We start from the raw sequence: 21,832 nt of genomic DNA, 5'->3' as shown, positions 1-21,832 counted from the left end.
CTCTGCGCGGCCGGTGACCCCAGCCGGCCACCACCGAGGAGAACCATGTTCCTGACGTACCTCAGGCGCGAACTCACGAACCGCAAGAAGCAGACCGTCATCATCGCGATCGGCATGGCGTTGGCCATCGCCCTCGTGGTCATCGTGTCCTCGATCGCGGGCGGCGTGAAGGCGGCCCAGTCCAGCGTCCTGCAGTCCGTGTACGGCGTCGGCACCGACATCACCGTCACGAAGACGACGACCCCGAGCGCGTCGGGCTCCGGTCGGCCGAGCTTCGACTTCGGCAGCCAGAGCGGTGACGACAGCGACAGCAGCGGTTCGACCGACCTGTCGCAGTCACGGCTCGCCGTCGCCCGTGGCACGAGCACGCTCAGCGCCGCGAACCTCACGACCGTGACGGGCACCGACGGCGTCAAGGCGGCGACCGGTGTCCTGACCCTCGAGAACAGCACGTTCTCGGGGCAGGTCCAGCAGTCGACCGACGGCAGCAGCACGGACAGCAGCAGCACGGACAGCTCCACCCAGCAGGGCCCGCCGAGCGGCGACTCCGGCCAGGGCGGCGGCTTCGGCGGCGGCTCGTTCAACGTCGACTCGTTCACCGTGACCGGCATCCCGGTCTCCGGCGACGCCGTCGGCCCCCTGACCAGCACCGAGCTCACCAAGGGCCGCACGTTCACCGCGAAGGACGCGGGCAAGGACGTCGTCGTGCTGGACGCGTCCTACGCGAAGAGCGAGTCGAAGGCGGTCGGCGACACCGTCGACATCGGCGGCACCGACTTCGAGGTGATCGGCATCGTCACCTCGACCGGCTCGTCGTCGACGACCGGCTCGAACACCTACATCCCCCTCGACACCGCGCAGGCGCTGGCGGACCTCGACGGCAAGGTCACCTCGATCTACGTGTCCGCCGAGTCCTCGTCGGACGTCAGCGCGATCAAGACCGCCCTGCAGCAGAAGCTCACCACCGCCACGGTCTCCACCGAGTCCGACCTGGCGTCGAGCGTCTCCGGTTCGCTGAGCACCGCGTCGAGCCTCGTCTCGAACCTCGGCACCTGGCTGTCGATCGTGGTGCTGGCGGCGGCGTTCCTCATCGCGATCCTCTTCACGATCTCCGGCGTCACGAGGCGCACCCGCGAGTTCGGCACCCTCAAGGCCATCGGATGGTCGAACGGCCGCATCACCCGGCAGGTCGCCGGCGAGTCCCTCGTGCAGGGCCTCATCGGCGGTGTCCTCGGCGCAGCAGCCGGTCTGATCGGCATCCTCGTGGTGAACATCATCAGCCCGACCATCTCGGCGAGCGCCTCGAGCACGACCGGTGGCGGCGGCGCAGGTGGCGGCGGTGGCATGCCCGGTGGCGCGGCGACCGCGGCCGCGGGCAGCGGCACGACGGGCGGCGCCCCGGCCGGCGGCTTCGGCGGCGGCGCGAGCACCGCGTCGACGACCGACGTGGTGCTGCACGCCCCGGTGACCGTCGAGGTGATCCTGCTGGCGATCGGCCTCGCGATCCTCGGTGGCCTCATCGCCGGCGCTCTCGGCGGCTGGCGCGCGAGCAAGCTCCGTCCGGCCGAGGCCCTGCGGAGCGTGGCCTGATGCCCGGCCCCGCCACGGGCGCGGTGCCGACCGCCGGACCCGCACCGACCCCGAGCACGCGACCAGAAGGAGTGACCGTGACCAGCACCGACACCGCACCCGGCAAGGCGGAGGCGAGCCGCGCCTCCAGTCCGATGTACCGGCTGACCAACGTCAGCAAGACGTACAAGCAGAAGAACCGCACCGTCACCGCCCTGACGAACGTGGACCTGACGATCCCGCAGGGACAGCTCGTGGCGATCCAGGGGCCGACCGGCGGCGGAAAGTCGACGCTGCTGCAGATGCTCGGAGCGCTCGACCGGCCGACGGCCGGCTCGATCCACCTCGGCGGCGACCGCGACGTGGCGAAGCTCGGCGACCGTGCGCTGACCGACCTGCGGGCGACGGAGATCGGCTTCGTGTTCCAGAGCTTCAACCTCATCCCGACGCTGACGGCGCTCGAGAACGTCGAGACGGCGTTCGCGGGGTCGCTCGCGAACCGAGCACGCTCGGAGATCCGCGAGCGGGCCACGGCGGCGCTCCGCGAGGTCGGGCTCGGCGAGCGGATGGAGCACCTGCCGGCCGAGCTCTCCGGCGGGCAGCAGCAGCGCGTCGCGATCGCCCGTGCCCTGGTGAAGAACCCGAGCGTGCTGCTGGCGGACGAGCCGACCGGCGCGCTCGACGAGGGCACCCGCGACGAGATCATGGGGCTCATCGAGAAGCAGTGGAAGGAACGCGGGCTGACGGTCGTCATCGTCACGCACGACTCGTGGGTGGCGAAGCGGGCCGAGCGTCGCCTGCACCTCAAGCAGGGGCAGGTGCGCGAGGTCTGAGGTGACCCGAGTCTCGCGGCGGGCGACAGTCCTCGTGGCCACGAGCCCGAGGACTGTCGCTCAGACCGAGTCTCGACCCACGGGGTAGTCGCAGTAGGCGAACCAGCGGGAGTCCGGGGACCACGGCGGGACGTTGACCGTGCCCTGGCCGCCGTCGAGCACGACGAGGGTCTCCGGCACCGGCATGATCCGGGCGCCGCGGACGAGCACCCCGGGCAGCCGCCGCAGTTCCACGCGGTGGTCGGCCGGGTGGCCCTGCACGCCCGGCTCGTACGACAGGTAGAGCAGGTGCTCCCCGTCCGGCGAGACGTGCGGGAACCAGTTCACCCGGTCGTCGTTCGTGATCCGGACCGGGTCGGTCGCCCCTGGCCAGAGCGCGACGAGCTGCGCGGTACCCGGCGTGAACCGCTCCGAGTTCCACACGAGCATCTCGCCCGCGAACGAGACGCCGTCGTCGGGGTGCTCGTCGCGGGTCAGGAACGTCGGTTCGCCGGTGGCGGGGTCGACGAGTGCGACGTCGGTGGTCCAGACGCCCGCCTCGGTGCGCTCCCCGACGATCGCCGCGAGGGTCTCCCCGTCCGGGGCGATGCCGTGCAGGTAGAACTTCCGGACGACCGGCAGCGCGGTGGTGACGTCGGTGAGGGTCGCGGCCGCTCCCCCGGCCGGCACGGGCACCCGGTACAGGTCCCCGTCGCGGCCGCTCACCACGACCGAGTTGCCCGAGGGGTCGAGCACGTGGTCGTTGTTGATCTCGGGGACGCCGGGCATCGGCACCGGGACGAGCGCGGTCTCGTCGAGCACCTGCCCGCCGTCGGGGCGCGGCAGCAGCCACAGGTCGCCGTTCCCGTTCAGCACGAGGGTGCCGTCGTCGAGCACGTTCGGCGCCTCGACGAGCACCGTCCTCGACTCGAACACCAGCCGACTCGTCCGGGACGCCACGTCGTACACGTGCACCCGGCTGCTCTGTCCCGGCAGCAGCTGCCGCCCGCGCGCTCCACTCATGCGCCCCATCCTGCCCGGACGGCACGGACCGGTACGCGAAAGCGACAGATTCCCGGCGATGTTCGCCGGGAATCTGTCGCTTTCGCGGAGCTGGAGCTGGAGCTGGGGTCGAGCCAGCTGCCTACTTCACGGCACCGGCGGTCAAGCCGGCCACGAACTGGCGCTGCACGATGAGGAACGCGATCACCACGGGGATGGACACGACCAGGGACGCGGCCATGATCTGGTTCCAGTACACGTTCGTCTGCGTGGAGTACTGCTGCAGACCGACCGCCAGGGTCTGCCCGTCGCCGTTGGTCATGACCGAGGCGAAGAGCACCTCGCCCCAGGCCGTCATGAACGAGTAGATGCCGACCGCCACCAGACCCGGGCGGGCCGAGGGCAGGATGACCCGGAACAGGGCACCCATCGGGCCGGAACCGTCGACCATCGCGGCCTCGTCGAGCTCACGCGGGATCGTCTCGAAGTAGCCGGCGAGCATCCAGATCGAGAACGGGAGCGTGAAGGTCAGGTACGTGATGATCAGGCCGGTCCAGCTACCGACGAGCTGGATGCCGAGCGAGTTCCCGAGGTTCGTGAAGATGAGGAACAGCGGGAGCAGGAACAGCACGCCGGGGAACATCTGGGTGGAGAGCACCGCGGTGGTGAAGGTGCTCTTGCCCTTGAAGTTCCAGCGCGAGACACCGTAGGCGGCGAACGTCGCGATGATCAGCGAGAACACCGTGGCGACCGTGCAGACCACGAGCGAGTTCACGAAGTACTTGCCGAGCGGCACCGTCGACCACATGTCGATGAACGGCTGGATGGTGATGTTGGTCGGGATCCACGTGAAGTCGTTCTGCACGTCACCGAGCGGCTTGATGGCCGTGGTGATCATCACGTAGAGGGGCACGACCGTGAACAGGGTCAGGATGACCAGGGTCACGACCTTGAAGGACTTGGCGCCGAATGTCTCACGCACGGACGGACCTCCGGTTGGTCACGGCGAGGTAGATGCCGGTGACGATGAGCAGGAAGATGAGGAGCAGGACGCTCATCGCGGCACCGGAGCCGAAGTTCCAGGTGATGAAGGACGCGTTGTAGATGTGGAAGCTCAGCAGGTCCGCGGCCGGGGGCTGCGCGGTCGAGCCGAACAGCACGAACGGCGTGTTGAAGTCGTTGAACGTCCAGAGGAACATCACGAGCACGAGCGTCACGTTGACCGGGCGGACCATCGGCAGCGTGATCGAGCGCCACTGCCGGAACGGCTTCGCGCCGTCGACCGAGGCGGCCTCGTACACGTCGTTCGGCACGGACTGCAGGCCGGCCATCAGCATCAGGAACGCGAAGGGCCAGGTCTTCCAGATCGCCACGACGACGACGGAGACGAAGGCGTTCGAGCCGATCAGCCAGAACGGGCCGGTGCCGTTGAACAGGTGCAACTGGTCGACCAGGACGTGGTTCACGGCGCCGGAGTCACGCTGGAACATGAACTTCCAGGTGATGATGCCGGCGTACATCGGCAGCGCGTACGGCACCAGGAACAGGGTGCGGAACAGCCCGCGGCCCCTGAACGGCTTCTGCAGTGCGACCGCGGCGGCCATGCCGAAGGTCCAGGAGAGGCCGACGACGAGCACCGTGAAGCCGCAGGTGATCAGGAAGGAGTGCAGGACGCCCTTGCCGATCGCCTGGTCGAAGTCGACGACGACCGAGTAGTTGTGCAGTCCCGCGAAGGGTGCAGCGCCCCAGTTCGCGATGAAGTACTTGGTGAGCTGGATGAACGAGATCCAGATGCCGGTGAGCATCGGGACGATGTGGATGAGCAGCTCGAACAGGATGGCCGGCGCGACGAGCGCGTAGGGCAGCCAGTTGGTCTTGCGCTTGCGACCTGGCGGACGGCCCGACAGCGTCGAGCCCTTCGTGTGCGTCAGGTCGATGCGCTCCGCATCGGGCAGGACCGTCGTGGACATGGGCGGGGGCCTTTCGGCAGGAGGGGGTTCGGGTGCTTCGCACTCCGGTCCGTGGCAGCGGACGGGAGGCACGGCGTGCGTGAGACGGGACGCTCACTGCCGGCGGATGGCCGGCTCTGGGGCTGTGGGGCCGGTGACGACCTGCCCCGGCGCGTCCGGCTGTGGACGCGAGGGGTGGAGGCCCGGGGGCGTCCTTGCGGACGCGCCCCGGGCCTCCTGGCTGGATCAGCCGTTCGCCTGGGACACCTGGTCCTGGGCGGTCTGCAGCGCGGTCTTGATGTCACTGTCGGACACGGAGCCGCCGGTGGCGATCTTGGCGAACATGTCGTTCATCGCCTTGCCGACGGTGGACTCGAACTGGTCCTCGGCGGGGACCAGCGGGAGGGGCTTGGCCTTGTTGTTGTAGATGTCGAGGAACGTCTTCGTCTGCTCGTCGGTGACCGAGTCAGCCGCGGCGGCGAGCACCGGGAGGGCCGAGTACGGCTTGTCGAGCGTGGTCTGCGTGTCCGCGCTCGTCATGTACTTGACGAACTTGAGCGCGCCGTCCTTGTTCTTCGTGTTCTTGAAGATCGACAGGTTGATGCCGGCCGGGAACGACGCGATGTCCGCGCCGTCAGCGGTGGTCGGGAACGGCACGACGCCGAACTCGTCCGTCTTCATGCCCTGCGAGGTGATCGTCGCGTTCGCGTTGTTCTGCGTCAGCATCATCGCGGCCTTGCCGTTCGCGAAGTCCGAGACGGCCTGCGTGCCGTTGTCGTACTGCGCGTTCGAGGTGTTGACGACCTTGTCGGACTGCATCAGGTCGAGGTAGCGCTTGATGCCGTCGACGTTCGCCTTGTCCGTGAAGGTCGGCTTGCCGTCCTTGTCGAACCACTCGCCACCGTTCTGCGCCGAGGTGATGAACGCGAAGTGCGAGTTCTCGGTGTACGAACCACCGGCGATGGTGAAGCCGTACTTGCCGCCGGTCGTGAGCTTCTTGGCGTCCGCCGTGAGGTCTTCCCACGTGGTCGGTGCCTCGAGGCCGGCGTCCTTGAACATGGACTTGTTGTAGTACAGGCCGTACGCGAGGCCGTAGAGCGGGACGCTCGTGACGGTCTTGCCGGGGGCGCCACCGGTGGAGAGCGCGACCTTGCCGAACTTGTCGGCACCGCCGATCGCCTTCATCTCGGAGTCGCCGTACTCCTGGAACGCACCGGTTGCCTGGAGCGAGGTGGCCCAGGTGTTGCCGATGTTGACGACGTCCGGGCCCTGGCCCGAGGTGACGGCGGTCTGGATCTTCGTCTGCAGGTCGTTCCAGCCGATGACCTGGAGGTCGACCTTGATCCCGGTCTCCTTCGTGAACTTCTTGAGGACTGGGGTCAGCACCTCCTTGTCGTTCTGGAGCGACGTGCCCTGGTTGGACGCCCAGTAGGTGAGCGTCTTGGAGTCGCCGGAGGAACCGGACGATCCGGAGGAGCAGGCTGCGAGGCCGGTCACGGTGAGTGCGGCGGCCGCGGTGATGGCCAGTGCGCGGATGGCAGTGCGCATGACTCTCTACTTTCTCGTCGTTGAGATGGTGCAGGGATGGTGCAGGGGTGGTGCGGGATGGATCTTCGGGTGCTGCTGTGGTGTGCGGGGCGGATCCGGGCCGGTCAGGCCAGGGTCTGCTCCGCGGGGTCCCAACCCTCTGGGAGGGTCTGGGAGGGCGACACGGTGCTCTCGACGAGCACCGCCTCGCCACGTTCTGCCGCCTCGGCGATGGAGACCATCACGTCGAGGACGTGGAAGGCGAGGGCGCCGGGGACCCGGTTCTCGTCGCCTGCGCGGAGCGAGCGGGCGAGGTCGACCACGCCGGTGCCGCGCGAGTAGGTGGAGCCGACCGCGGGGATCGTCTCGGGCTCCTCGGCGCCGAGCGCGTACAGCTCGGTGTCGCCGTCGAAGTTGTTCGGGTCCGGGAACACGACGGTGCCGGTCTCGCCCGCGATCTCGACGACGCCCGTGCGACCGCGGTCGGACTCGAACGAGAAGACGCTCTGCGCGCTCCCGCCGTCCTCGAACTCGATCAGTGCGGAGTGGTTCGTCGGGACGTCGACGGGGAACTCGGTGCCCGCCTTCGGGCCGGAGCCGATCGTGCGCGTGGCGCGGGACTTCGACGCCGTCGCCGTGACCTTCTTCACCGGACCGAACGTCTGCACCAGGGTGGTGATGTAGTACGGGCCGATGTCGAACAGCGGGCCCGCACCGTACGCGAAGAGGAACTCGGGGCTCGGGTGCCAGGACTCCGGGCCGGGGCTCTGGAAGAGCGTCAGGCCGTTGAGCGGCTTGCCGATGCGGCCGTCGCGGATGGTGCGGAGCGCGGTCTGCAGGCCGGCACCGAGGAAGGTGTCGGGTGCGACGCTGACGGTCTTGCCCGCGGCACGTGCGGCGTCACGGAGTTCGGTCGCGCTCTCGCGGTCGAGGGCGTAGGGCTTCTCGCCCCACACGTGCTTGCCGGCGGCGAGGACCTGCAGGGCGACCTCGACGTGGGCGGCCGGGATCGTGAGGTTGACGACGATCTCGATGTCGTCGTCGGCCAGGAGCTCCTCGACGGTGCCCGACCCGGCGACGCCCCACTTCTCGGCCTGGGCGGCTGCGCGCGGCAGGTCGATGTCGGCGATGAAGCGGACCTCGACGTCGGGGAAGACGGTGAGGTTCGACAGGTACTGGTCGGAGATGACCCCGGCGCCGATGACGCCGACGCCGACGCGGCCGGTCCGGGTGCTGCTGTCGAGGGCGGTGGACGCCGTGGTGTCGGTCATGCGCGGGCCCCCTCGAGGAACGTGTAGGAGTCGGCGACCGCCTGGAAGACGTCGCCCTCGTGACCGTCGAGCTCGACGACGTGGAGTGCGTCGGGTGCGGCGGCGAGGATCTCGCGGATCGGCATGATGCCGTTGCCGACGGCGACCTGCTTGTCGTCGTCGTGCGAGCCGTCGCCGTCCTTGACGTGCAGGAACTCGATCTTGTCGCCGTACTTGCCGATGATCGCCACCGGGTCGTCACCGCCGACCTTGACCCAGTAGGTGTCGAGCTCGAGCACGACGTCGTCGGACAGCGCGTCGGCGAAGACCTCGTAGGCGCTGACGCCGTCGATGCGGTTCGAGAACTCGAACGCGTGGTTGTGGTAGCCGAGGACCAGGCCGTGGTCGGCCGCGCGGGGTGCGAGGGCGCTCAGTTCGCGGGCGATGGCCTCGACGTCCTCGCGGGTGGTCCAGCGGGCCTCGTCGATGTGCGGGTCGATCAGGGTGCCGAGTCCGACGGTGACGCTCGCGTGGAAGATCCGCTCGAGGTCCTGCTCGCCGGCGTCCAGCAGTCGTGCGTGTCCGCTCGGGGCGGCGAGGCCGGCGTCGCGGAGCGCGGCGGCGAGTTCGTCGGCGTTGTCGACGAAGCCGAAGGCCTCGACGTTCGTGTAGCCGATGTCGGCGATGCGCTGGAGCGTGCCGGGCAGGTCGGCCGAGAGGGCGTCGCGGACGGTGTAGAGCTGAACCGAGATCGGTTGGGTCACCAGGGGTTCTCCTCGTCGAGATGGTGCGGTCGTCACTGACCGAGCGTCACACTATGACCACTTCTGTCGGCGGTCAAGCAGAAGTTCGTGGAAGGTCGACGAACTTCGTTGCGTGGCGCGTTCGATGTGTGCTTCACTCCCCCCATGGTCGACTTGACTCGGACGGCAGCGTCGCCTCCGGTCGGGACGAGCGAGCTCTTCCAGATCCTCCGCGACGGCGTGCCGCGGACCCGGGCCGAGCTCGCCGCACTGACAGGACTCGCACGCTCCACCATCGGCGTGCGCCTGGACTCCCTCATCGAGGTCGGTCTCGTCGGCCCCGTCGACACCGCCGTCTCCACCGGAGGACGGCCGCCGGCCCAGGTGGCGCTGAAGCCCCGCGCTCGGCTCGTGATCGCCGCCGACCTCGGCGCCTCGCACGGCCGTGTCGCCGTCACGGACCTGGTCGCTGCCCCGCTCGCCACCCGCGAAGCGCGCATCGACATCGCCGCCGGCCCGGTGGAGACCCTGTCGTGGCTGGTCGCCACCATCGACGAGCTGCTCGACGAGGTCGGCCGCGCCCGACAGGACGTCATCGCCATCGGCATCGGCGTGCCCGGTCCGGTGGAGTTCTCGACCGGACGCCCTGCGAACCCGCCGATCATGCCCGGGTGGGACGGCTTCGACGTGCCGTCGTGGCTCCGCCAGCACATCGCGGCGCACGTCCTGCTCGACAACGACGTGAACATCGCGGCCCTCGGCGAGCGGGAGCACGGCTGGCCCGACGTCGACCACCTGTTGTTCGTCAAGGTCGCCACCGGCATCGGGTCCGGCATCGTGTCGGACGGCGAACTGCAACGCGGCGCCCAGGGCACCGCCGGTGACATCGGCCACGTGCGGGTGTCCCGCGCCGGCGACGTCCCCTGCCACTGCGGCAACACCGGGTGCCTCGAGGCGGTTGCGTCCGGTCCGGCGATCGCCCGTGCCCTGCGTGCGAAGGGGCACGACGCCCACACCGGCGCCGACGTGCTGGACCTGGTGAACCGCTCCGACCTCGACGCGATCTACGCCGTCCGACAGGCGGGCCGCGACATCGGCGAGGTGCTCGCGACGTGCGTCTCGCTCATGAACCCGTCGGTGATCGTCCTGGGCGGCTCGATCACGCAGGCTGGTGAGCACCTGCTCGCCGGCGTCCGCGAGGTCGTCTACTCGCGGTCGATGCCGCTCGCCACCGAGCACCTCGTCATCGCCCAGTCGCGTGCGGGGTCGCTCGCCGCGCTGCAGGGCGCAGCGGCGCTCGCGATCGGCTACGCGCTCTCCCCCGCCGGGGTCGACGAGCTGGTCGCCTACGCCGAGGGGCGTGAGCTGGTCTCCTGACGTGTGCGCTGCGCCTCGTGAGCGCGTCGGATTCGGTCTTGCCGGTGGTCGGGGGGAGAATCGACGGGTGACGATCGTGCAGCCCACCCTGTGGGGCGACCTGGACCCCGGACTGGAGGAGCTGTCTGCCTCCGCCACGCCGGCTGCGGTCCCGGGGCGCGACGCGTTCACCGCCCTGCGCGGCCACACCGAGCGGATCGTCGCGCACTCCTCGGACCGCTTCGCCTGGCTCCGCGCCCGCGCCGCGGGCATCACCGCGACCGACGTCGCTCGGCTCGCCTCGCTGCACGCGGTCGAGGCCGTCGTCACCGAGAAGCGCTACGGCTCACGGTTCTCCGGCAACGCGTTCACCGAGCACGGCAAGGACCGCGAGCCCCACATCGCCGCCTGGGTCGCGGCCACGCACGGCATCCAGCCCTCGGCGCACCTGTTCCACGCCGCCGCGAACCGGGCGCACCTCGCGACCCCCGACGGCGTCGGTGTCCAGGGCTCGCGGGTGGTGCTCGCCGAGATCAAGACCACCGCGAAGGGCTGGCGGAGCATCCCCCGGCACTACCTGCGGCAGATCTGGTGGCAGCAGTACGTGCTCGGCGCCGATCGCACCCTGTTCGTCTGGGAGCGCCACGACGGCTTCGTCCCCGTCGCCGACGAGCCCGAGTGCCGCTGGGTCGACCGTGACGACGACCAGATCCGCGGACTCGTGCAGCTCGCCGACCTGGTGCTCGACAAGCTGCGCGACTTCCGTTCCTAGACCTTGACGAGTCTCAGTCGGCTCATCCCCACGACGAGGACGCCGAGCAACCCGATCGAGACACCCACGCCGACGCAGTAGATCGCCACGACCCCGTACCCCTGCGCGGGGTCGAGGAACGGGTACGGCACCCAGCCGTCGGTCGCGCCCCGGATCAGGATGACTATCGTCCACACCGCCGGGTAGATCAGGAACCACCAGACGTGGCGGAGGAGCAGCTTCGACCGGTCCGAGAACAGCAGCCAGTCGAGCACGGCGTACGCGGGGATGACCTTGTGCAGGACGTCGTTCGACCACTGCACGCTCGCCGACACGTCGACGTTCGTCAGCAGGGTGTTGTAGACGATCCCGGTCGTGGCGATGTAGACCGTGCCGGCGCCCCGGAGCAGGCTCACCCGCAGATCCCCACGCTTGCGGCGGGCCGAGGCGACGAGGGTCACCGCCAGGGCCACGGCGATGATGACGTTCGACTGGATCGTGAAGTAGCCGAAGAAGTTCCACGGGTTGTAGACGTCCGTCTTCGAGCTGACGAGCCACTGGGCGACGATCGCGACGACGACGGCGATGACGGCGATGAGCCGGAGCGAGTTCACGAGGGTGCGCACGGGACCACGCTACCGGGACGCCGGGCCCGACATGCGAAGAGGCCCGCACCGGAACCGGTGCGGGCCTCTTCGAGACTGATCAGGAGATCAGATGCTGTTGACGTCCAGCGGGATGCCGGGGCCGAAGGTCGTCGAGACGGCGCCCTTCATGACGTAACGGCCCTTCGAGGAGCTCGGCTTGAGGCGGTTGATCTCCTCGAGCGCGGTCGAGATGTTCTCGTCGAGCTGCTCCGGGGTGAACGAGGCCTTGCCGACGACGAAGTGCACGTTGGCGTGCTTGTCGACGCGGAACTCGATCTTGCCGCCCTTGATGTCGTTGACGGCCTGCGCCACGTTCGGGGTCACGGTGCCGGTCTTCGGGTTCGGCATGAGGCCACGCGGGCCGAGCACCTTGCCGAGACGACCGACCTTGCCCATGAGCTCGGGCGTCGCGACGGCGGAGTCGAAGGACGTGTAGCCCTCGGCGACCTTCGCGATGAGCTCGTCGCCACCGACCTCGTCGGCGCCGGCTGCGATCGCGGCCTCGGCCGCTGCACCCGTCGCGAACACGATGACGCGGGCGGTCTTGCCCGTGCCGTGCGGCAGGATGACCGTGCCACGGACCATCTGGTCCGCCTTGCGCGGGTCGACGCCGAGCTTCAGTGCGACCTCGACCGTGGAGTCGGTCTTCGCAGAGCCGGTCTCCTTGGCCAGGGCGACTGCCTCGGTCGGGGTGTAGAACTTGTCGGCCTCGATCTTCGCGGCCGCGGCTTCGTAGGCCTTGGACTTCTTCGCCATGGTGGTCTCCTTGCGAGATACGTGGTTGACGAGCCGGCGCGGCTCTCCCACGGAAAGGTGTCTGGGTGTGGGCCGGAGCCCGATCGGTGCTTAGGCCTCGACCGTGATGCCCATCGAGCGTGCGGTGCCGGCGATGATCTTCGCGGCCTGCTCGATGTCGTTGGCGTTCAGGTCGGCCTGCTTGGTCTCGGCGATCTGACGGACCTGGTCCATCGAGATCTTCGCGACCTTGACCGTGTGCGGGGTCGCGGACCCCTTCTGCACACCAGCAGCCTTCTTGATGAGCTCAGCGGCCGGCGGGGTCTTGAGGACGAACGTGAACGAACGGTCCTCGTAGACGGTGATCTCGACCGGCACGACGTTGCCACGCTGCGACTCGGTCGCCGCGTTGTACGCCTTGCAGAACTCCATGATGTTGACGCCGTGCTGACCGAGTGCCGGACCGATCGGCGGGGCCGGGTTGGCGGCTCCCGCGTTGATCTGCAGCTTGATCAGGCCCGTGACCTTCTTCTTCGGTGCCATGACTTGTCTTCCTCCTGGAATCGAACGCACGGGGATCCGTGCACTCTCCCGCTGGTCCGGCCGTTCCGGACCGCGGTGAAGGCCCACACGCACGAGGCGTGCGGGCCCAAACTCGATGAGTCTACCCGAACGGGGAGACCTGGACTAGAGCTTCGTGACCTGGTCGAAGCTGAGCTCGACCGGGGTCTCGCGCTCGAACAGCGAGACGAGGACGGTGAGCTTGCCGCTCTCCGGCTTGATCTCGGAGATCGAACCCGGCAGGCCCGCGAACGAGCCTTCCTTGATGGTGATCGTCTCGCCGACCTCGAAGTCGACCTCGGCCGCGGGCTGCGCCTGCAGGGAACCGCCGGACTTCGAGCCACCCTTGGTCGGGGCGGCCTCGGCGACCTGCACGAGGGACTTGAGCATGCCGAACGCCTCGTCGAAACGGAGCGGCGTCGGGTTGTGGGCGTTGCCGACGAAGCCGGTGACACCGGGCGTGTGCCGGACGACGGACCACGAGTCCTCGTTGAGGTCCATGCGGACGAGCACGTACGAGGGGATCCGGACGCGGGTGACCAGCTTGCGCTGCCCGTTCTTGATCTCGACGACGTCCTCCATCGGGACCTCGACCTGGTAGATCGACTCCTCCATCGACATCGACACCATGCGGTTCTCGATGTTCGACTTCACGCGGCGCTCGAAGCCCGCGTAGGAGTGGATGACGTACCACTTGCCCGGCTTCATCCGCAGCTCGACCTTGAAGGCCTCGTACGGGTCGACCTCGGCCTCTTCGGCGTCGTCGTCCTCGGCGTCGATGGCTTCGTCGGCGGCGAGGGTCTCGTTTGCCTCTTCGGCGGTCTCGGACTCGAGTTCGATCTCTTCCTCGTCCTCGACCGCCTCGACGGCGGCCTCGGCCTCGTCAGCGGAGTCGATCGCGAGGGCGTCCTCGACGACGGCGTCGGCCTCGGGGTCCTTGGACTCCTGCAGTGCCGTCAGCTCCTCGTCGATGCCGAGGGACTCGTCGTCCTCGGACTCGACGGAGATCGCGCGCTCCTCGGCGGACTCGGCGGAGCGCTCCTCGCCGGTCTCGACGTCGCCTTCCTGGTTCTCCTCGACCTCGGAGGACTGCTCGGCAGCCGTCGCGAGGTCGATGTCGTCGCGGGAGTAGTCAGACACAGTCGATTCTTTCCGTTCGGTGGTGCGGGTCGGGATGGCGGACGGTCCTGGTCACGATCGGCACCGTCTCGGGCGACCGTACTCCAGTGGACTGCCGCACTCGGCAGTCGACGTCCGGGTCAGGCCGTGGGCCCGTTGCCGAAGACGTACCCGACGCCGAGACCGAACACGAAGTCGAGGATCGACACCAGGATCATCATCACGACGACGAAGACGAGCACGACCAGCGTGTAGCTGAAGAGCTCCTTGCGGGTCGGCGTCACGACCTTGCGCAGTTCGCCGATCACCTGACGGATGAAGAGCACGATGGCAGCGATCGGACCCCGGCGCTCGGCCCGGTCCTGCTTCGCCTTGGCGACGACGTCGTCCGCCGTCGTCTCCATGTCTTTGCTCGCCAACTTCTACCCTTCCAGAGTTGCAGGGCGGACAGGACTCGAACCTGCAACCTGCGGTTTTGGAGACCGCTGCTCTACCAATTGAGCCACCGCCCTTCAGAGCACGTCCGTCACCGATCGTGTTCCGGTGGTCGAGTGTACGGGAGTCCGTCACACGGTGTCCACTTGGCCCCCTCCACGGCGTGCCGCGCCGATAGGCTGGCACCCGTGAGCACCGCAGCCCCCGGCCCCGAGTCCACCGCAACCCCCGCCGCCGCGCCGACCGATCGGCCGCGCATCGCGTCCCGCATCGCGGCGATCGCCGAGTCCGCGACACTCAAGGTCGACGCGAAGGCCAAGGCCCTGAAGGCCGCGGGCCGACCCGTCATCTCCTTCGCCGCCGGCGAGCCCGACTTCGCCACGCCCGACCACGTGGTCGTCGCCGCGGTCGAGGCCGCACAGGACCCGAAGAACCACCGGTACACGCCGGCGACCGGTCTGCCGGAGCTGAAGCAGGCCATCGCCGAGAAGACCGCACGCGAGTCGGGCATCACCGTCGACCCGTCGCGGGTGATCGTCACCAACGGCGGCAAGCAGGCCGTCTACCAGGCGTTCCAGACGATCGTCGACGCCGGCGACGAGGTCCTGCTCCCCGCCCCGTACTGGACCACCTACCCCGAGGCCATCCGCCTGGCCGGTGGCGAGCCGGTCGAGGTCTTCGCCGGCAGCGACCAGGGCTACCTCGTCACCGTCGAGCAGCTCGAGGCCGCGCGCACCCCGAAGACGAAGGCGCTGCTGTTCTGCTCGCCGTCGAACCCGACCGGCGCCGTCTACACCGCCGAGCAGACCACGGCCATCGGCGAGTGGGCACTCGAGCACGGCATCTGGGTGATCAGCGACGAGATCTACCAGGACCTCGTGTACGACGGACTCCGCTTCACCGGCATCCTCGACGCCGTGCCGGCCCTCGCCGACACCACGATCCTGGTCAACGGCGTCGCGAAGACCTACGCGATGACCGGCTGGCGCGTCGGCTGGTTCATCGGTCCCGCCGACGCGGTCAAGGCCGCGTCGAACCTGCAGTCGCACCTGTCGTCGAACGTGTCGAACGTGTCCCAGCGCGCCGCGATCGCCGCGCTCACCGGGCCGCAGGAGCCGGTGGCGGCCATGCGCGAGGCCTTCGACCGCCGTCGCCAGGCCATCGTCGCCGGGCTCAACGCGATCCCGGGCTTCGTCACGCCGACCCCACAGGGCGCCTTCTACGTCTACCCCGACGTCACCGCACTGCTCGGTCGCGAGTGGGCGGGCGCGACCCCGACGACGACCCTCGAGCTGGCCGACCTGATCCTCGAGCACGCCGAGGTCGCGGTCGTCCCGGGCGAGGCCTTCGGTCCGTCCGGCTACCTGCGCCTGTCGTACGCGCTCGGCGACGACGACATCGCCGAGGGTGTGGCCCGCCTGGCGGAGTTCTTCGCGTAGTCCCCCCGATCACAGAACGGGCCGCCTCGTCGAGGTGGCCCGTTCGCCGTTCCGGGAGGCCCGTGGCCGGGTCGTGCCGGTTCGTTCAGTCGAGCAGGTCGCCGACCACCACGGGTTCCGGCACGAGCGACACCCCGAAGCGGTTCAGGACCGTCACCTGCACGTAGCGCGCGAGCTCGGCCACCTGGGCCGCCGTCGCGCCGCCACGGTTGGTCAGGGCCAGGGTGTGCTTCGACGAGATCGCCGCGCGCGACCCCGGCACGGCGTAGCCCCGGTGCACCCCCGCGTGCTCGATGAGCCAGGCGGCGCTGAGCTTGACGTCGTCGCCGGCCGGCCACCGTGGCGCGTCGGCGGGGAGGGTCTCGGCGAAGGCCGCGGACACGATCGGGTTCGTGAAGAACGACCCGGCGCTCCAGGTGTCCCGGTCGTCGGCGTCGAGCACCATGCCCTTCGAGGCGCGGAGGCGCAGGACCTCGTCGCGAACCGTCGTGGGTTCCACGAGGGCACCGAGGTCGACCCCGAGCGAACCGGCGAGCTGGGCGTACCGCACCGGCACGCCGTGCTCCCCCGCCGTGCCGAGCCGGAACTCGACCGTCAGCACGACACCGCGGCGTCCCTGCTTGAGGGTCGACGTGCGGTAGCCGAGCGCCAGCTCGGCCGCGGGCACCCACGTGCGCTCCCCCGTTGCCGCTTCGAGGAACTCGACCCGGGTGAGCACGTCGGAGAGCTCGACCCCGTAGGCGCCGATGTTCTGCACGGGGGCGGCGCCGACGGTGCCCGGGATGCCGCTGAGGGCCTCCAGGCCGGTCCAGCCGTTCGCGACGGTGGTGGCGACGAACGCGTCCCAGGGTTCGCCGGCGGCGACGCGGACGGTGACACCGTCGGCGTCCGTGTCGGCGTCCACCCCCGTGGTGCGGACCAGGACGACGGTGCCGTCGAATCCGGAGTCGGCGACCAGCACGTTGCTGCCGCCGCCGAGGACCAGCCACTCGTGGTCGTCCCACGCGGTCTGGGTGTGGGCGACGAGCTCGTCGGTCGTCGTGGCCGTGAGCAGCCGCGCGGCCGCCCCACCGACGCCGAGCGTCGTGAGGTCGGCGAGCACCGGCTCGTGCACGGTCAGCGGAACGCCACCGTGACCTGCGCCTTGCCGAGCACGGTCTGCCCGCCGGCGGTCACGGTGAGGTCGATGCGCTTCGGTCGGCCGTCGTCGTCGACGGTGCCGACCTTGGCGACGATGCCGATGGTCGCGCCCTGCTCCGGGTCCACGACGACGGGGCGGGTGAAGCGGACACCGTAGCCCGCGACCCAGCCGCTGTCGCCGAGCCACTCGGAGACCGGCTGCACGGCGATGCCCATCGTGAGCATGCCGTGCGCGAGGACGCCGGGCAGACCGACCGAGGCGGCGACGTCGTCGCGGTAGTGGATCGGGTTGAAGTCACCGGAGGCGCCGGCGTAGCGGACGAGCGAGTCGCGGGTGACGTGCACCTCGCGCTCGGCGACCACCGTGCCGACCTCGATCGCGGTGGCGGGTGCGGCGGTCATGCGTCGTCTCCTCGGACCACGAGGGTGGACGTCGCCGTGACGACGTGCTCCCCCGAGGCGTCGTTCATCGTGCTCTGGGCCGTGACCATCGCGTTGCCGCCGAGCGTCTTGACGCTCGTGACGGTCAGGGTCGCGGTGAGTTCGTCACCGGCCACGATGGGCCGGTCGTAGGTGAAGGACTGCTCGCCGTGGACGACACGGGAGAAGTCGATGCCGGCGTCCGGCTCGGCCAGGAGCTGGGCGAGGGTCGCTTCCTGCACGACGACCGCGAAGGTCGGCGGGGCGACGACGTCGGCGTACCCGGCGGCGCGGGCCGCGTCGGGTTCGTGGTGGACGGGGTTGGTCGCGAACACCGCGCGCGAGAACTCGCGCACCTTCTCGCGACCGACCAGGTAGGGCTGGGCCGGCGGGAACGTCCTGCCGACGAGCTCGGGGTTCACTGACACGTCGGCAGTCTACCGACGCCCGTCCGGGGGCCTGTCGATGCTGAGGATGCATCGGCTAGGCTTGCTGCGCCGGTTCGGGGGAATCGGCGGTCCGGTCGCGACACCGGATCAGGGGACGGGGGAGCAACCATGGACACCAGGACCGAGTTCGCCGTGCACACGGGCGACCGGTGCACCGCGATGGAGGTCGCCGGCGCGGCACTCCGCACGGTGGGACACCACGTCGAGTCGACCGGTGGGACCCTCACCGCGACGACCGGCAACCGACTGCTGACGATCCTCCTGGGCGCGCTCGTACACCCGTCCCGCGAGTTCCGCCGCTACGAGTTGTCGACGACCGTCACCGGGGCCTCCACCACGATCACGCTGCGGCACCGCGGACACGGCACGGCCGTCTCCGGTGGCAGCATCGGCGCGAGCCGTCGACGGGCCGCGTGGCACGAGGTGAACGCGGCGATCGAGCGCGCGCTGCGCGCGGCCGGCGTGCTGCAGACGCGGACCGACACCGGGTCGCTTTCCGCGCTGTAGGTCCGACCCCAGGGCGGACGGGAGGCCCGGTGTGCGTCCGCCACGCGCCTCCTGGCACACACCTGGTCCAGTGCACAGCCGAAGTGCGTCCGCACCGCTGTGCACGCAGCCCGGGAACGACGCAGCCCGGGAACGACGCAGCCCGGGAACAACGAAAGCCCGGCGAACAGATCGCCGGGCTTGCTGTAGCGAGGGCGGGACTTGAACCCGCGACCCCACGATTATGAGTCGTGTGCTCTAACCAACTGAGCTACCCCGCCAGAGATCCGGAGCGACACGCGCACCGGGTCGGAGCCCCGAGTCAGGATTGAACTGACGACCCCCTCCTTACCATGGAGGTGCTCTACCACTGAGCTATCGGGGCGATGTGCCGCGAACGGCACCACACGAGGATAGCAGACCTCCGACGCTGCTCCGGAACCGGGCGAGACGCCCGGGCGTGCCGCGTCGGCGACCGCTAGTTCGCGTTGGTCTGGAGCCACGCCAGCGGGTCCACGGGGACCCCGTCGACGTGCACTTCGAGGTGCAGGTGCGGGCCCGTGGAGTTGCCCGTGCTGCCCACGAGACCGAGCTCGTCGCCGACCTCGATCTGCTGACCGGTGACCACCTTGAAGGAGTTGTCCTCCATGTGGCCGTACACGCTGACGAACTGCTTGCCGTCGACGTCGTGCTCCACCCAGACGTCGTTGCCGAAGCCGCCGTCGTTCGCCTGGACCTTGATGACAGTGCCGGCGGCGATCACCCGGATCGGGGTGCCCTCGCCGGGAGCGAAGTCGACGCCCATGTGGTTCGTCGAGCAGAACGAGCAGCCCGCGACCTGACGACCGCCGAAGCCGGAGGTGATCGGGACGCCGGTGAGGAACGGCCACTGGATCGTGCCGGTCGGGTCGTTGGTGAAGCTCGAGGCGTCGACGTTCTTGTACTGCGTGGCGTCCGACACCGTGTACTGGTCGCGGCTCGTCGACCCGTCGGCTGCGGCGCTGACGCTCATCGACTGGGTCGCACCGCTCGCCGTCGACCGGGCCGCGGTCGAGCCGGTCTCCGGCACGTAGAGCGCCTGGGCGGGCAGCGACGTCGAGACGACGAGACCGGCGACGAAGAGGAGCGCACCGACGGCCGTCACGCGCGAGGCCGCACGGCGGAACGAGGCACCCTGCTTCCGGGCGGCCGGAGCCGGGGCGGGCACGGCGGCGGTGCGGCTGGCCGCGATGTGCCGGGTGGCGCGGTCGACCTGCACGGCCGGTGCGGCACGGCCGGTCCGCCGACGGGACGCCGGGACCTGGCCGATGACACGGCGAGGCTGGGGCGCGACGGACTCCGCTGCAGCCGTCGCGGTGCGCGGCGCCGTGGCGCGGACGTCCGGCGACGTGGGAGCCGGCGGCGTCGTGATGCGCGAGGCCGGACGGACCGCCGACTCGGGCAGCGCGGGCGACACCGGTGCGAGGTCGATCGGCGACACGGGAGCCGCGGCCGACGACGGTGTGGTCAGCCCGACGACCTCGTCGAACGACGGGCCCGCGGCACGGTCGGCTGCGACGTCCTGCGCGTGGTCCTGCGTGACGGGAGCACCCTTCGCAGCCGCTCGCTCCGCCTCGATCCGTGCTCGTCGGGTCAGGTGGACGACCGGGGTGGCGGCGTCGACGGGACCGGTGGGGACGGACGTCAGTGGGGAGTGGGGCATGCGTGCGGTGGCGATCCTGATCGGGGAAGGGGCGCGCTCGTTGGTAACGAGCAGATAACGGGACCTGAGCACGGTAGCAAACGTCGTCGCACGTCGCCAGTCGTGGTCATGTCCACCGGGCACCCCCAGACCGAGGGACCGACGGACCTCAGATGCCGAGCGCCTCCGCTTCCAGCCCGCGCAGCAGCGCCTCGAGGTCGTCGGCCACCGCGGGGCTCGCGAACAGGAAGGAACGGGTGCCGCCGGCCTCCCAGATGCGGACCGACGCTCCGGCCTCGCGCGCGACGACGGAGCCGCCGGCCATGTCCCACGGGTTGATCCCGCGCTCGTAGTAGGCGTCGACGACCCCGGCACCCACCGCGCAGCAGTCGAGCGACGCCGCTCCCCCGCGCCGGATGTCCCGCACCTCGCCGATCAGCCCGGCGAGCACGGACACCTGCTCGCGGCGCCGGTCGGCCGTGTACCCGAAGCCCGTCGCCACGAGCGTCTCGGCGAGCGAGGCCGGAGCGCTGACGGACAGGGGGACGCCGTCGCGGGTGGCGCCCTGTCCGGCGGCGGCACGGAACACCACCCCGGTCGCGGGGGCCACCACGACGCCGGCGATCGGCTCCCACGTCGTCGGGTCGGCGGAACCCCGCACGACGCCGATGCTCACGCCGTACTCGGCGCTGCCGTACAGGTAGTTCACCGTGCCGTCGATCGGGTCGACGACCCAGGTGATGCCCGACTCCCCCGACGCCGAGCCGGACTCCTCGCCGTGGAACGCGTCGTCCGGCCGGGCCTCGGCGATCCGGGCGCGGATGAGCGCCTCGACCTCGCGGTCCGCCGCCGTGACCACGTCGACGATGCTCGACTTCCGGTCGGCGACCTCGACGCCCTCGGCCCGTCGTCGTGCGGCGAGCGTGGCCGCTTCGCGCGCGATCGTCTCGGCGAGGTCGGCGAACTGGGACGGAGCGAGGTCGGATGCCATGCACCGATCCTGCCAGGGACGACGAAAGCCCCGTCCGACCCGGACGGGGCTTTCGCGATGGTGGCAAGTGAGGGATTCGAACCCCCGAAGGCTACGCCGGCTGATTTACAGTCAGATCCCTTTGGCCGCTTGGGTAACTTGCCATGCGCACCCAGCCGGTGTGATCACCAACCGAAGGCGCGCACAAAAGCATAGCGGATCCGGAACGGTGGTCGTGACCACCGCGAGCCGACCGCCGGAGCCGAACCGGGCCTCCCGTCCGCCGTTAGGCTGTCCGGCATGGCAGACAGTTCCTTCGACGTGGTCAGCAAGGTCGACAAGATGGAGGCGGAGAACGCCCTCAACCAGGCGGCCAAGGAGATCGAGCAGCGGTACGACTTCAAGGGCGCGGACGCGTCGGTCGCCTTCAGCGGCGAGGACGTCCTCATCAAGGCGAACTCGGAAGAGCGCGCGAAGGCCGTCCTCGACGTCCTGCAGAGCAAGGCGATCAAGCGCAACATCAGCCTGAAGAGCCTCGACGCCGGCGACCCCTACCCCTCGGGCAAGGAGTACCGCATCGAGGTGAAGTTCAAGAACGGCATCGAGCAGGACGTCGCGAAGAAGATCGGCGCGTTCCTGCGCGCCAACGCACCGAAGACCGTGAAGAGCCAGATCCAGGGCGACGAACTGCGGGTCTCCTCGAAGAGCCGCGACGACCTCCAGAACACGATCCAGCTCCTCAAGGGTGAAGAGTTCGACGTCCCGTTGCAGTACATCAACTTCCGCTGACG

Annotated in this window: 23 protein-coding genes and 4 tRNA genes; 7 read left to right on the top strand and 20 right to left on the bottom strand. The window is 69.7% G+C overall.

Annotation, left to right across the window (positions count from 1 at the left end):
• Positions 1 to 45: 45 nt before the first annotated feature.
• A complete protein-coding gene (locus EDF28_RS13420) occupies positions 46 to 1,590 on the top strand; it encodes an ABC transporter permease (protein ID WP_123938627.1) in 1,545 nt (514 codons plus the stop codon).
• Positions 1,591 to 1,724: 134 nt separating this feature from the next.
• Positions 1,725 to 2,402 (top strand): ABC transporter ATP-binding protein, encoded by a 678-nt coding sequence (locus tag EDF28_RS13415; protein WP_111084468.1) that lies wholly within the window; start codon positions 1,725 to 1,727, stop codon positions 2,400 to 2,402.
• Positions 2,403 to 2,462: 60 nt separating this feature from the next.
• On the opposite strand, the gene EDF28_RS13410 is transcribed toward EDF28_RS13415, so the two are convergent.
• From EDF28_RS13410 to EDF28_RS13385, 6 genes are all read right to left on the bottom strand, one after another.
• On the bottom strand, positions 2,463 to 3,404 hold the full coding sequence (locus EDF28_RS13410) for a biopolymer transporter Tol (RefSeq protein ID WP_123938626.1): 942 nt from the start codon (positions 3,402 to 3,404) through the stop codon (positions 2,463 to 2,465).
• A 121-nt stretch (positions 3,405 to 3,525) separates the two neighbouring features.
• The gene (locus EDF28_RS13405) at positions 3,526 to 4,365 is read right to left on the bottom strand and encodes a carbohydrate ABC transporter permease (RefSeq protein ID WP_111084253.1); all 840 of its coding nucleotides are present in this window, start codon (positions 4,363 to 4,365) and stop codon (positions 3,526 to 3,528) included.
• Positions 4,358 to 5,353, bottom strand: a complete 996-nt coding sequence (locus tag EDF28_RS13400; RefSeq protein ID WP_111084254.1) for a carbohydrate ABC transporter permease — start codon at positions 5,351 to 5,353, stop codon at positions 4,358 to 4,360. Before EDF28_RS13400 ends, EDF28_RS13405 begins: the two co-directional genes overlap by 8 nt.
• Before the next feature lie 225 nt (positions 5,354 to 5,578).
• Positions 5,579 to 6,880: an ABC transporter substrate-binding protein gene (locus EDF28_RS13395; RefSeq protein ID WP_123938625.1), complete on the bottom strand. Its 1,302-nt coding sequence runs from the start codon at positions 6,878 to 6,880 to the stop codon at positions 5,579 to 5,581.
• Positions 6,881 to 6,984: 104 nt separating this feature from the next.
• The gene (locus EDF28_RS13390; RefSeq protein WP_123938624.1) at positions 6,985 to 8,130 is read right to left on the bottom strand and encodes a Gfo/Idh/MocA family protein; all 1,146 of its coding nucleotides are present in this window, start codon (positions 8,128 to 8,130) and stop codon (positions 6,985 to 6,987) included.
• On the bottom strand, positions 8,127 to 8,873 hold the full coding sequence (locus tag EDF28_RS13385; RefSeq protein WP_111084257.1) for a sugar phosphate isomerase/epimerase: 747 nt from the start codon (positions 8,871 to 8,873) through the stop codon (positions 8,127 to 8,129). Before EDF28_RS13385 ends, EDF28_RS13390 begins: the two co-directional genes overlap by 4 nt.
• A 144-nt stretch (positions 8,874 to 9,017) precedes the next feature.
• Between EDF28_RS13385 and EDF28_RS13380 the strand changes: the two genes are divergently transcribed.
• Positions 9,018 to 10,229, top strand: a complete 1,212-nt coding sequence (locus EDF28_RS13380) for an ROK family protein (protein WP_185002799.1) — start codon at positions 9,018 to 9,020, stop codon at positions 10,227 to 10,229.
• Positions 10,230 to 10,296: 67 nt separating this feature from the next.
• On the top strand, positions 10,297 to 10,980 hold the full coding sequence (locus EDF28_RS13375; RefSeq protein WP_123938623.1) for a YqaJ viral recombinase family protein: 684 nt from the start codon (positions 10,297 to 10,299) through the stop codon (positions 10,978 to 10,980).
• Here the strand turns inward: EDF28_RS13375 and EDF28_RS13370 are convergent.
• The 6 genes from EDF28_RS13370 to EDF28_RS13345 form a co-directional block, all read right to left on the bottom strand.
• Positions 10,977 to 11,585, bottom strand: coding sequence for a Pr6Pr family membrane protein (locus EDF28_RS13370; protein ID WP_123938622.1), 609 nt, complete (start codon positions 11,583 to 11,585; stop codon positions 10,977 to 10,979). The genes EDF28_RS13375 and EDF28_RS13370 overlap by 4 nt on opposite strands.
• Before the next feature lie 87 nt (positions 11,586 to 11,672).
• Entirely contained in the window at positions 11,673 to 12,362 is a 690-nt protein-coding gene (rplA, locus tag EDF28_RS13365; RefSeq protein WP_123292110.1) for a 50S ribosomal protein L1, read from the bottom strand.
• Positions 12,363 to 12,452: 90 nt separating this feature from the next.
• A complete protein-coding gene (gene rplK / locus EDF28_RS13360; protein ID WP_022906459.1) occupies positions 12,453 to 12,884 on the bottom strand; it encodes a 50S ribosomal protein L11 in 432 nt (143 codons plus the stop codon).
• Positions 12,885 to 13,028: 144 nt separating this feature from the next.
• Entirely contained in the window at positions 13,029 to 14,042 is a 1,014-nt protein-coding gene (gene nusG / locus EDF28_RS13355) for a transcription termination/antitermination protein NusG (protein WP_123938621.1), read from the bottom strand.
• A gap of 119 nt (positions 14,043 to 14,161) precedes the next feature.
• On the bottom strand, positions 14,162 to 14,425 hold the full coding sequence (gene secE, locus EDF28_RS13350; RefSeq protein ID WP_228504884.1) for a preprotein translocase subunit SecE: 264 nt from the start codon (positions 14,423 to 14,425) through the stop codon (positions 14,162 to 14,164).
• Between the two features lie 35 nt (positions 14,426 to 14,460).
• Positions 14,461 to 14,533, bottom strand: a tRNA-Trp gene (locus EDF28_RS13345).
• Positions 14,534 to 14,713: 180 nt separating this feature from the next.
• Here EDF28_RS13345 and EDF28_RS13340 point away from each other — a divergent pair.
• Positions 14,714 to 15,895 (top strand): pyridoxal phosphate-dependent aminotransferase, encoded by a 1,182-nt coding sequence (locus EDF28_RS13340; RefSeq protein ID WP_123938777.1) that lies wholly within the window; start codon positions 14,714 to 14,716, stop codon positions 15,893 to 15,895.
• Between the two features lie 85 nt (positions 15,896 to 15,980).
• Here EDF28_RS13340 and EDF28_RS13335 read toward each other — a convergent pair whose 3' ends face one another.
• The 3 genes from EDF28_RS13335 to EDF28_RS13325 are packed head-to-tail and all read right to left on the bottom strand — an operon-like array spanning position 15,981 to position 17,883.
• Positions 15,981 to 16,997, bottom strand: a complete 1,017-nt coding sequence (locus EDF28_RS13335; RefSeq protein WP_260154970.1) for a UDP-N-acetylmuramate dehydrogenase — start codon at positions 16,995 to 16,997, stop codon at positions 15,981 to 15,983.
• Positions 16,998 to 17,011: 14 nt separating this feature from the next.
• Positions 17,012 to 17,437: a MaoC/PaaZ C-terminal domain-containing protein gene (locus EDF28_RS13330; protein ID WP_123938619.1), complete on the bottom strand. Its 426-nt coding sequence runs from the start codon at positions 17,435 to 17,437 to the stop codon at positions 17,012 to 17,014.
• A complete protein-coding gene (locus tag EDF28_RS13325) occupies positions 17,434 to 17,883 on the bottom strand; it encodes a MaoC family dehydratase N-terminal domain-containing protein (protein WP_123292106.1) in 450 nt (149 codons plus the stop codon). Before EDF28_RS13325 ends, EDF28_RS13330 begins: the two co-directional genes overlap by 4 nt.
• Before the next feature lie 129 nt (positions 17,884 to 18,012).
• On the opposite strand from EDF28_RS13325, the gene EDF28_RS13320 reads away from it, so the two are divergent.
• A complete protein-coding gene (locus tag EDF28_RS13320) occupies positions 18,013 to 18,411 on the top strand; it encodes a hypothetical protein (protein ID WP_123938618.1) in 399 nt (132 codons plus the stop codon).
• Between the two features lie 186 nt (positions 18,412 to 18,597).
• Here EDF28_RS13320 and EDF28_RS13315 read toward each other — a convergent pair.
• The 5 genes from EDF28_RS13315 to EDF28_RS13295 form a co-directional block, all read right to left on the bottom strand.
• Positions 18,598 to 18,671: transfer RNA gene (locus EDF28_RS13315), tRNA-Met, on the bottom strand.
• A gap of 32 nt (positions 18,672 to 18,703) precedes the next feature.
• Positions 18,704 to 18,775 (bottom strand) — tRNA-Thr (locus tag EDF28_RS13310).
• Between the two features lie 93 nt (positions 18,776 to 18,868).
• The gene (locus EDF28_RS13305; RefSeq protein ID WP_123938617.1) at positions 18,869 to 20,092 is read right to left on the bottom strand and encodes a M23 family metallopeptidase; all 1,224 of its coding nucleotides are present in this window, start codon (positions 20,090 to 20,092) and stop codon (positions 18,869 to 18,871) included.
• A gap of 148 nt (positions 20,093 to 20,240) precedes the next feature.
• Entirely contained in the window at positions 20,241 to 21,062 is an 822-nt protein-coding gene (locus EDF28_RS13300; protein ID WP_123938616.1) for an inositol monophosphatase family protein, read from the bottom strand.
• Between the two features lie 58 nt (positions 21,063 to 21,120).
• A tRNA-Tyr gene (locus tag EDF28_RS13295) sits at positions 21,121 to 21,205 on the bottom strand.
• A 136-nt stretch (positions 21,206 to 21,341) separates the two neighbouring features.
• Here EDF28_RS13295 and EDF28_RS13290 point away from each other — a divergent pair.
• Positions 21,342 to 21,830 (top strand): YajQ family cyclic di-GMP-binding protein, encoded by a 489-nt coding sequence (locus EDF28_RS13290; protein WP_111084269.1) that lies wholly within the window; start codon positions 21,342 to 21,344, stop codon positions 21,828 to 21,830.
• Positions 21,831 to 21,832 lie beyond the last annotated feature (2 nt).

Origin of the sequence: Curtobacterium sp. PhB137 (assembly GCF_003814955.1) — a bacterium.
Lineage (GTDB): Bacteria > Actinomycetota > Actinomycetes > Actinomycetales > Microbacteriaceae > Curtobacterium.
This window is presented reverse-complemented; position numbering and strand designations above follow the sequence as displayed.

What these genes read in the sequence shown, in the direction of transcription:
- EDF28_RS13290 (WP_111084269.1), top strand. Translation starts at nt 21,342, where the DNA reads ATGGCAGACAGTTCCTTCGACGTGGTCAGCAAGGTCGACAAGATGGAG.
- EDF28_RS13305 (WP_123938617.1), bottom strand. Translation starts at nt 20,092, where the DNA reads ATGCCCCACTCCCCACTGACGTCCGTCCCCACCGGTCCCGTCGACGCC.
- rplA (WP_123292110.1), bottom strand. Translation starts at nt 12,362, where the DNA reads ATGGCGAAGAAGTCCAAGGCCTACGAAGCCGCGGCCGCGAAGATCGAG.
- EDF28_RS13400 (WP_111084254.1), bottom strand. Translation starts at nt 5,353, where the DNA reads ATGTCCACGACGGTCCTGCCCGATGCGGAGCGCATCGACCTGACGCAC.
- EDF28_RS13300 (WP_123938616.1), bottom strand. Translation starts at nt 21,062, where the DNA reads ATGGCATCCGACCTCGCTCCGTCCCAGTTCGCCGACCTCGCCGAGACG.
- EDF28_RS13320 (WP_123938618.1), top strand. Translation starts at nt 18,013, where the DNA reads ATGGACACCAGGACCGAGTTCGCCGTGCACACGGGCGACCGGTGCACC.
- EDF28_RS13330 (WP_123938619.1), bottom strand. Translation starts at nt 17,437, where the DNA reads ATGACCGCCGCACCCGCCACCGCGATCGAGGTCGGCACGGTGGTCGCC.
- rplK (WP_022906459.1), bottom strand. Translation starts at nt 12,884, where the DNA reads ATGGCACCGAAGAAGAAGGTCACGGGCCTGATCAAGCTGCAGATCAAC.
- secE (WP_228504884.1), bottom strand. Translation starts at nt 14,425, where the DNA reads ATGGAGACGACGGCGGACGACGTCGTCGCCAAGGCGAAGCAGGACCGG.
- EDF28_RS13410 (WP_123938626.1), bottom strand. Translation starts at nt 3,404, where the DNA reads ATGAGTGGAGCGCGCGGGCGGCAGCTGCTGCCGGGACAGAGCAGCCGG.
- EDF28_RS13380 (WP_185002799.1), top strand. Translation starts at nt 9,018, where the DNA reads ATGGTCGACTTGACTCGGACGGCAGCGTCGCCTCCGGTCGGGACGAGC.
- EDF28_RS13395 (WP_123938625.1), bottom strand. Translation starts at nt 6,880, where the DNA reads ATGCGCACTGCCATCCGCGCACTGGCCATCACCGCGGCCGCCGCACTC.
- EDF28_RS13390 (WP_123938624.1), bottom strand. Translation starts at nt 8,130, where the DNA reads ATGACCGACACCACGGCGTCCACCGCCCTCGACAGCAGCACCCGGACC.
- EDF28_RS13415 (WP_111084468.1), top strand. Translation starts at nt 1,725, where the DNA reads ATGTACCGGCTGACCAACGTCAGCAAGACGTACAAGCAGAAGAACCGC.
- EDF28_RS13420 (WP_123938627.1), top strand. Translation starts at nt 46, where the DNA reads ATGTTCCTGACGTACCTCAGGCGCGAACTCACGAACCGCAAGAAGCAG.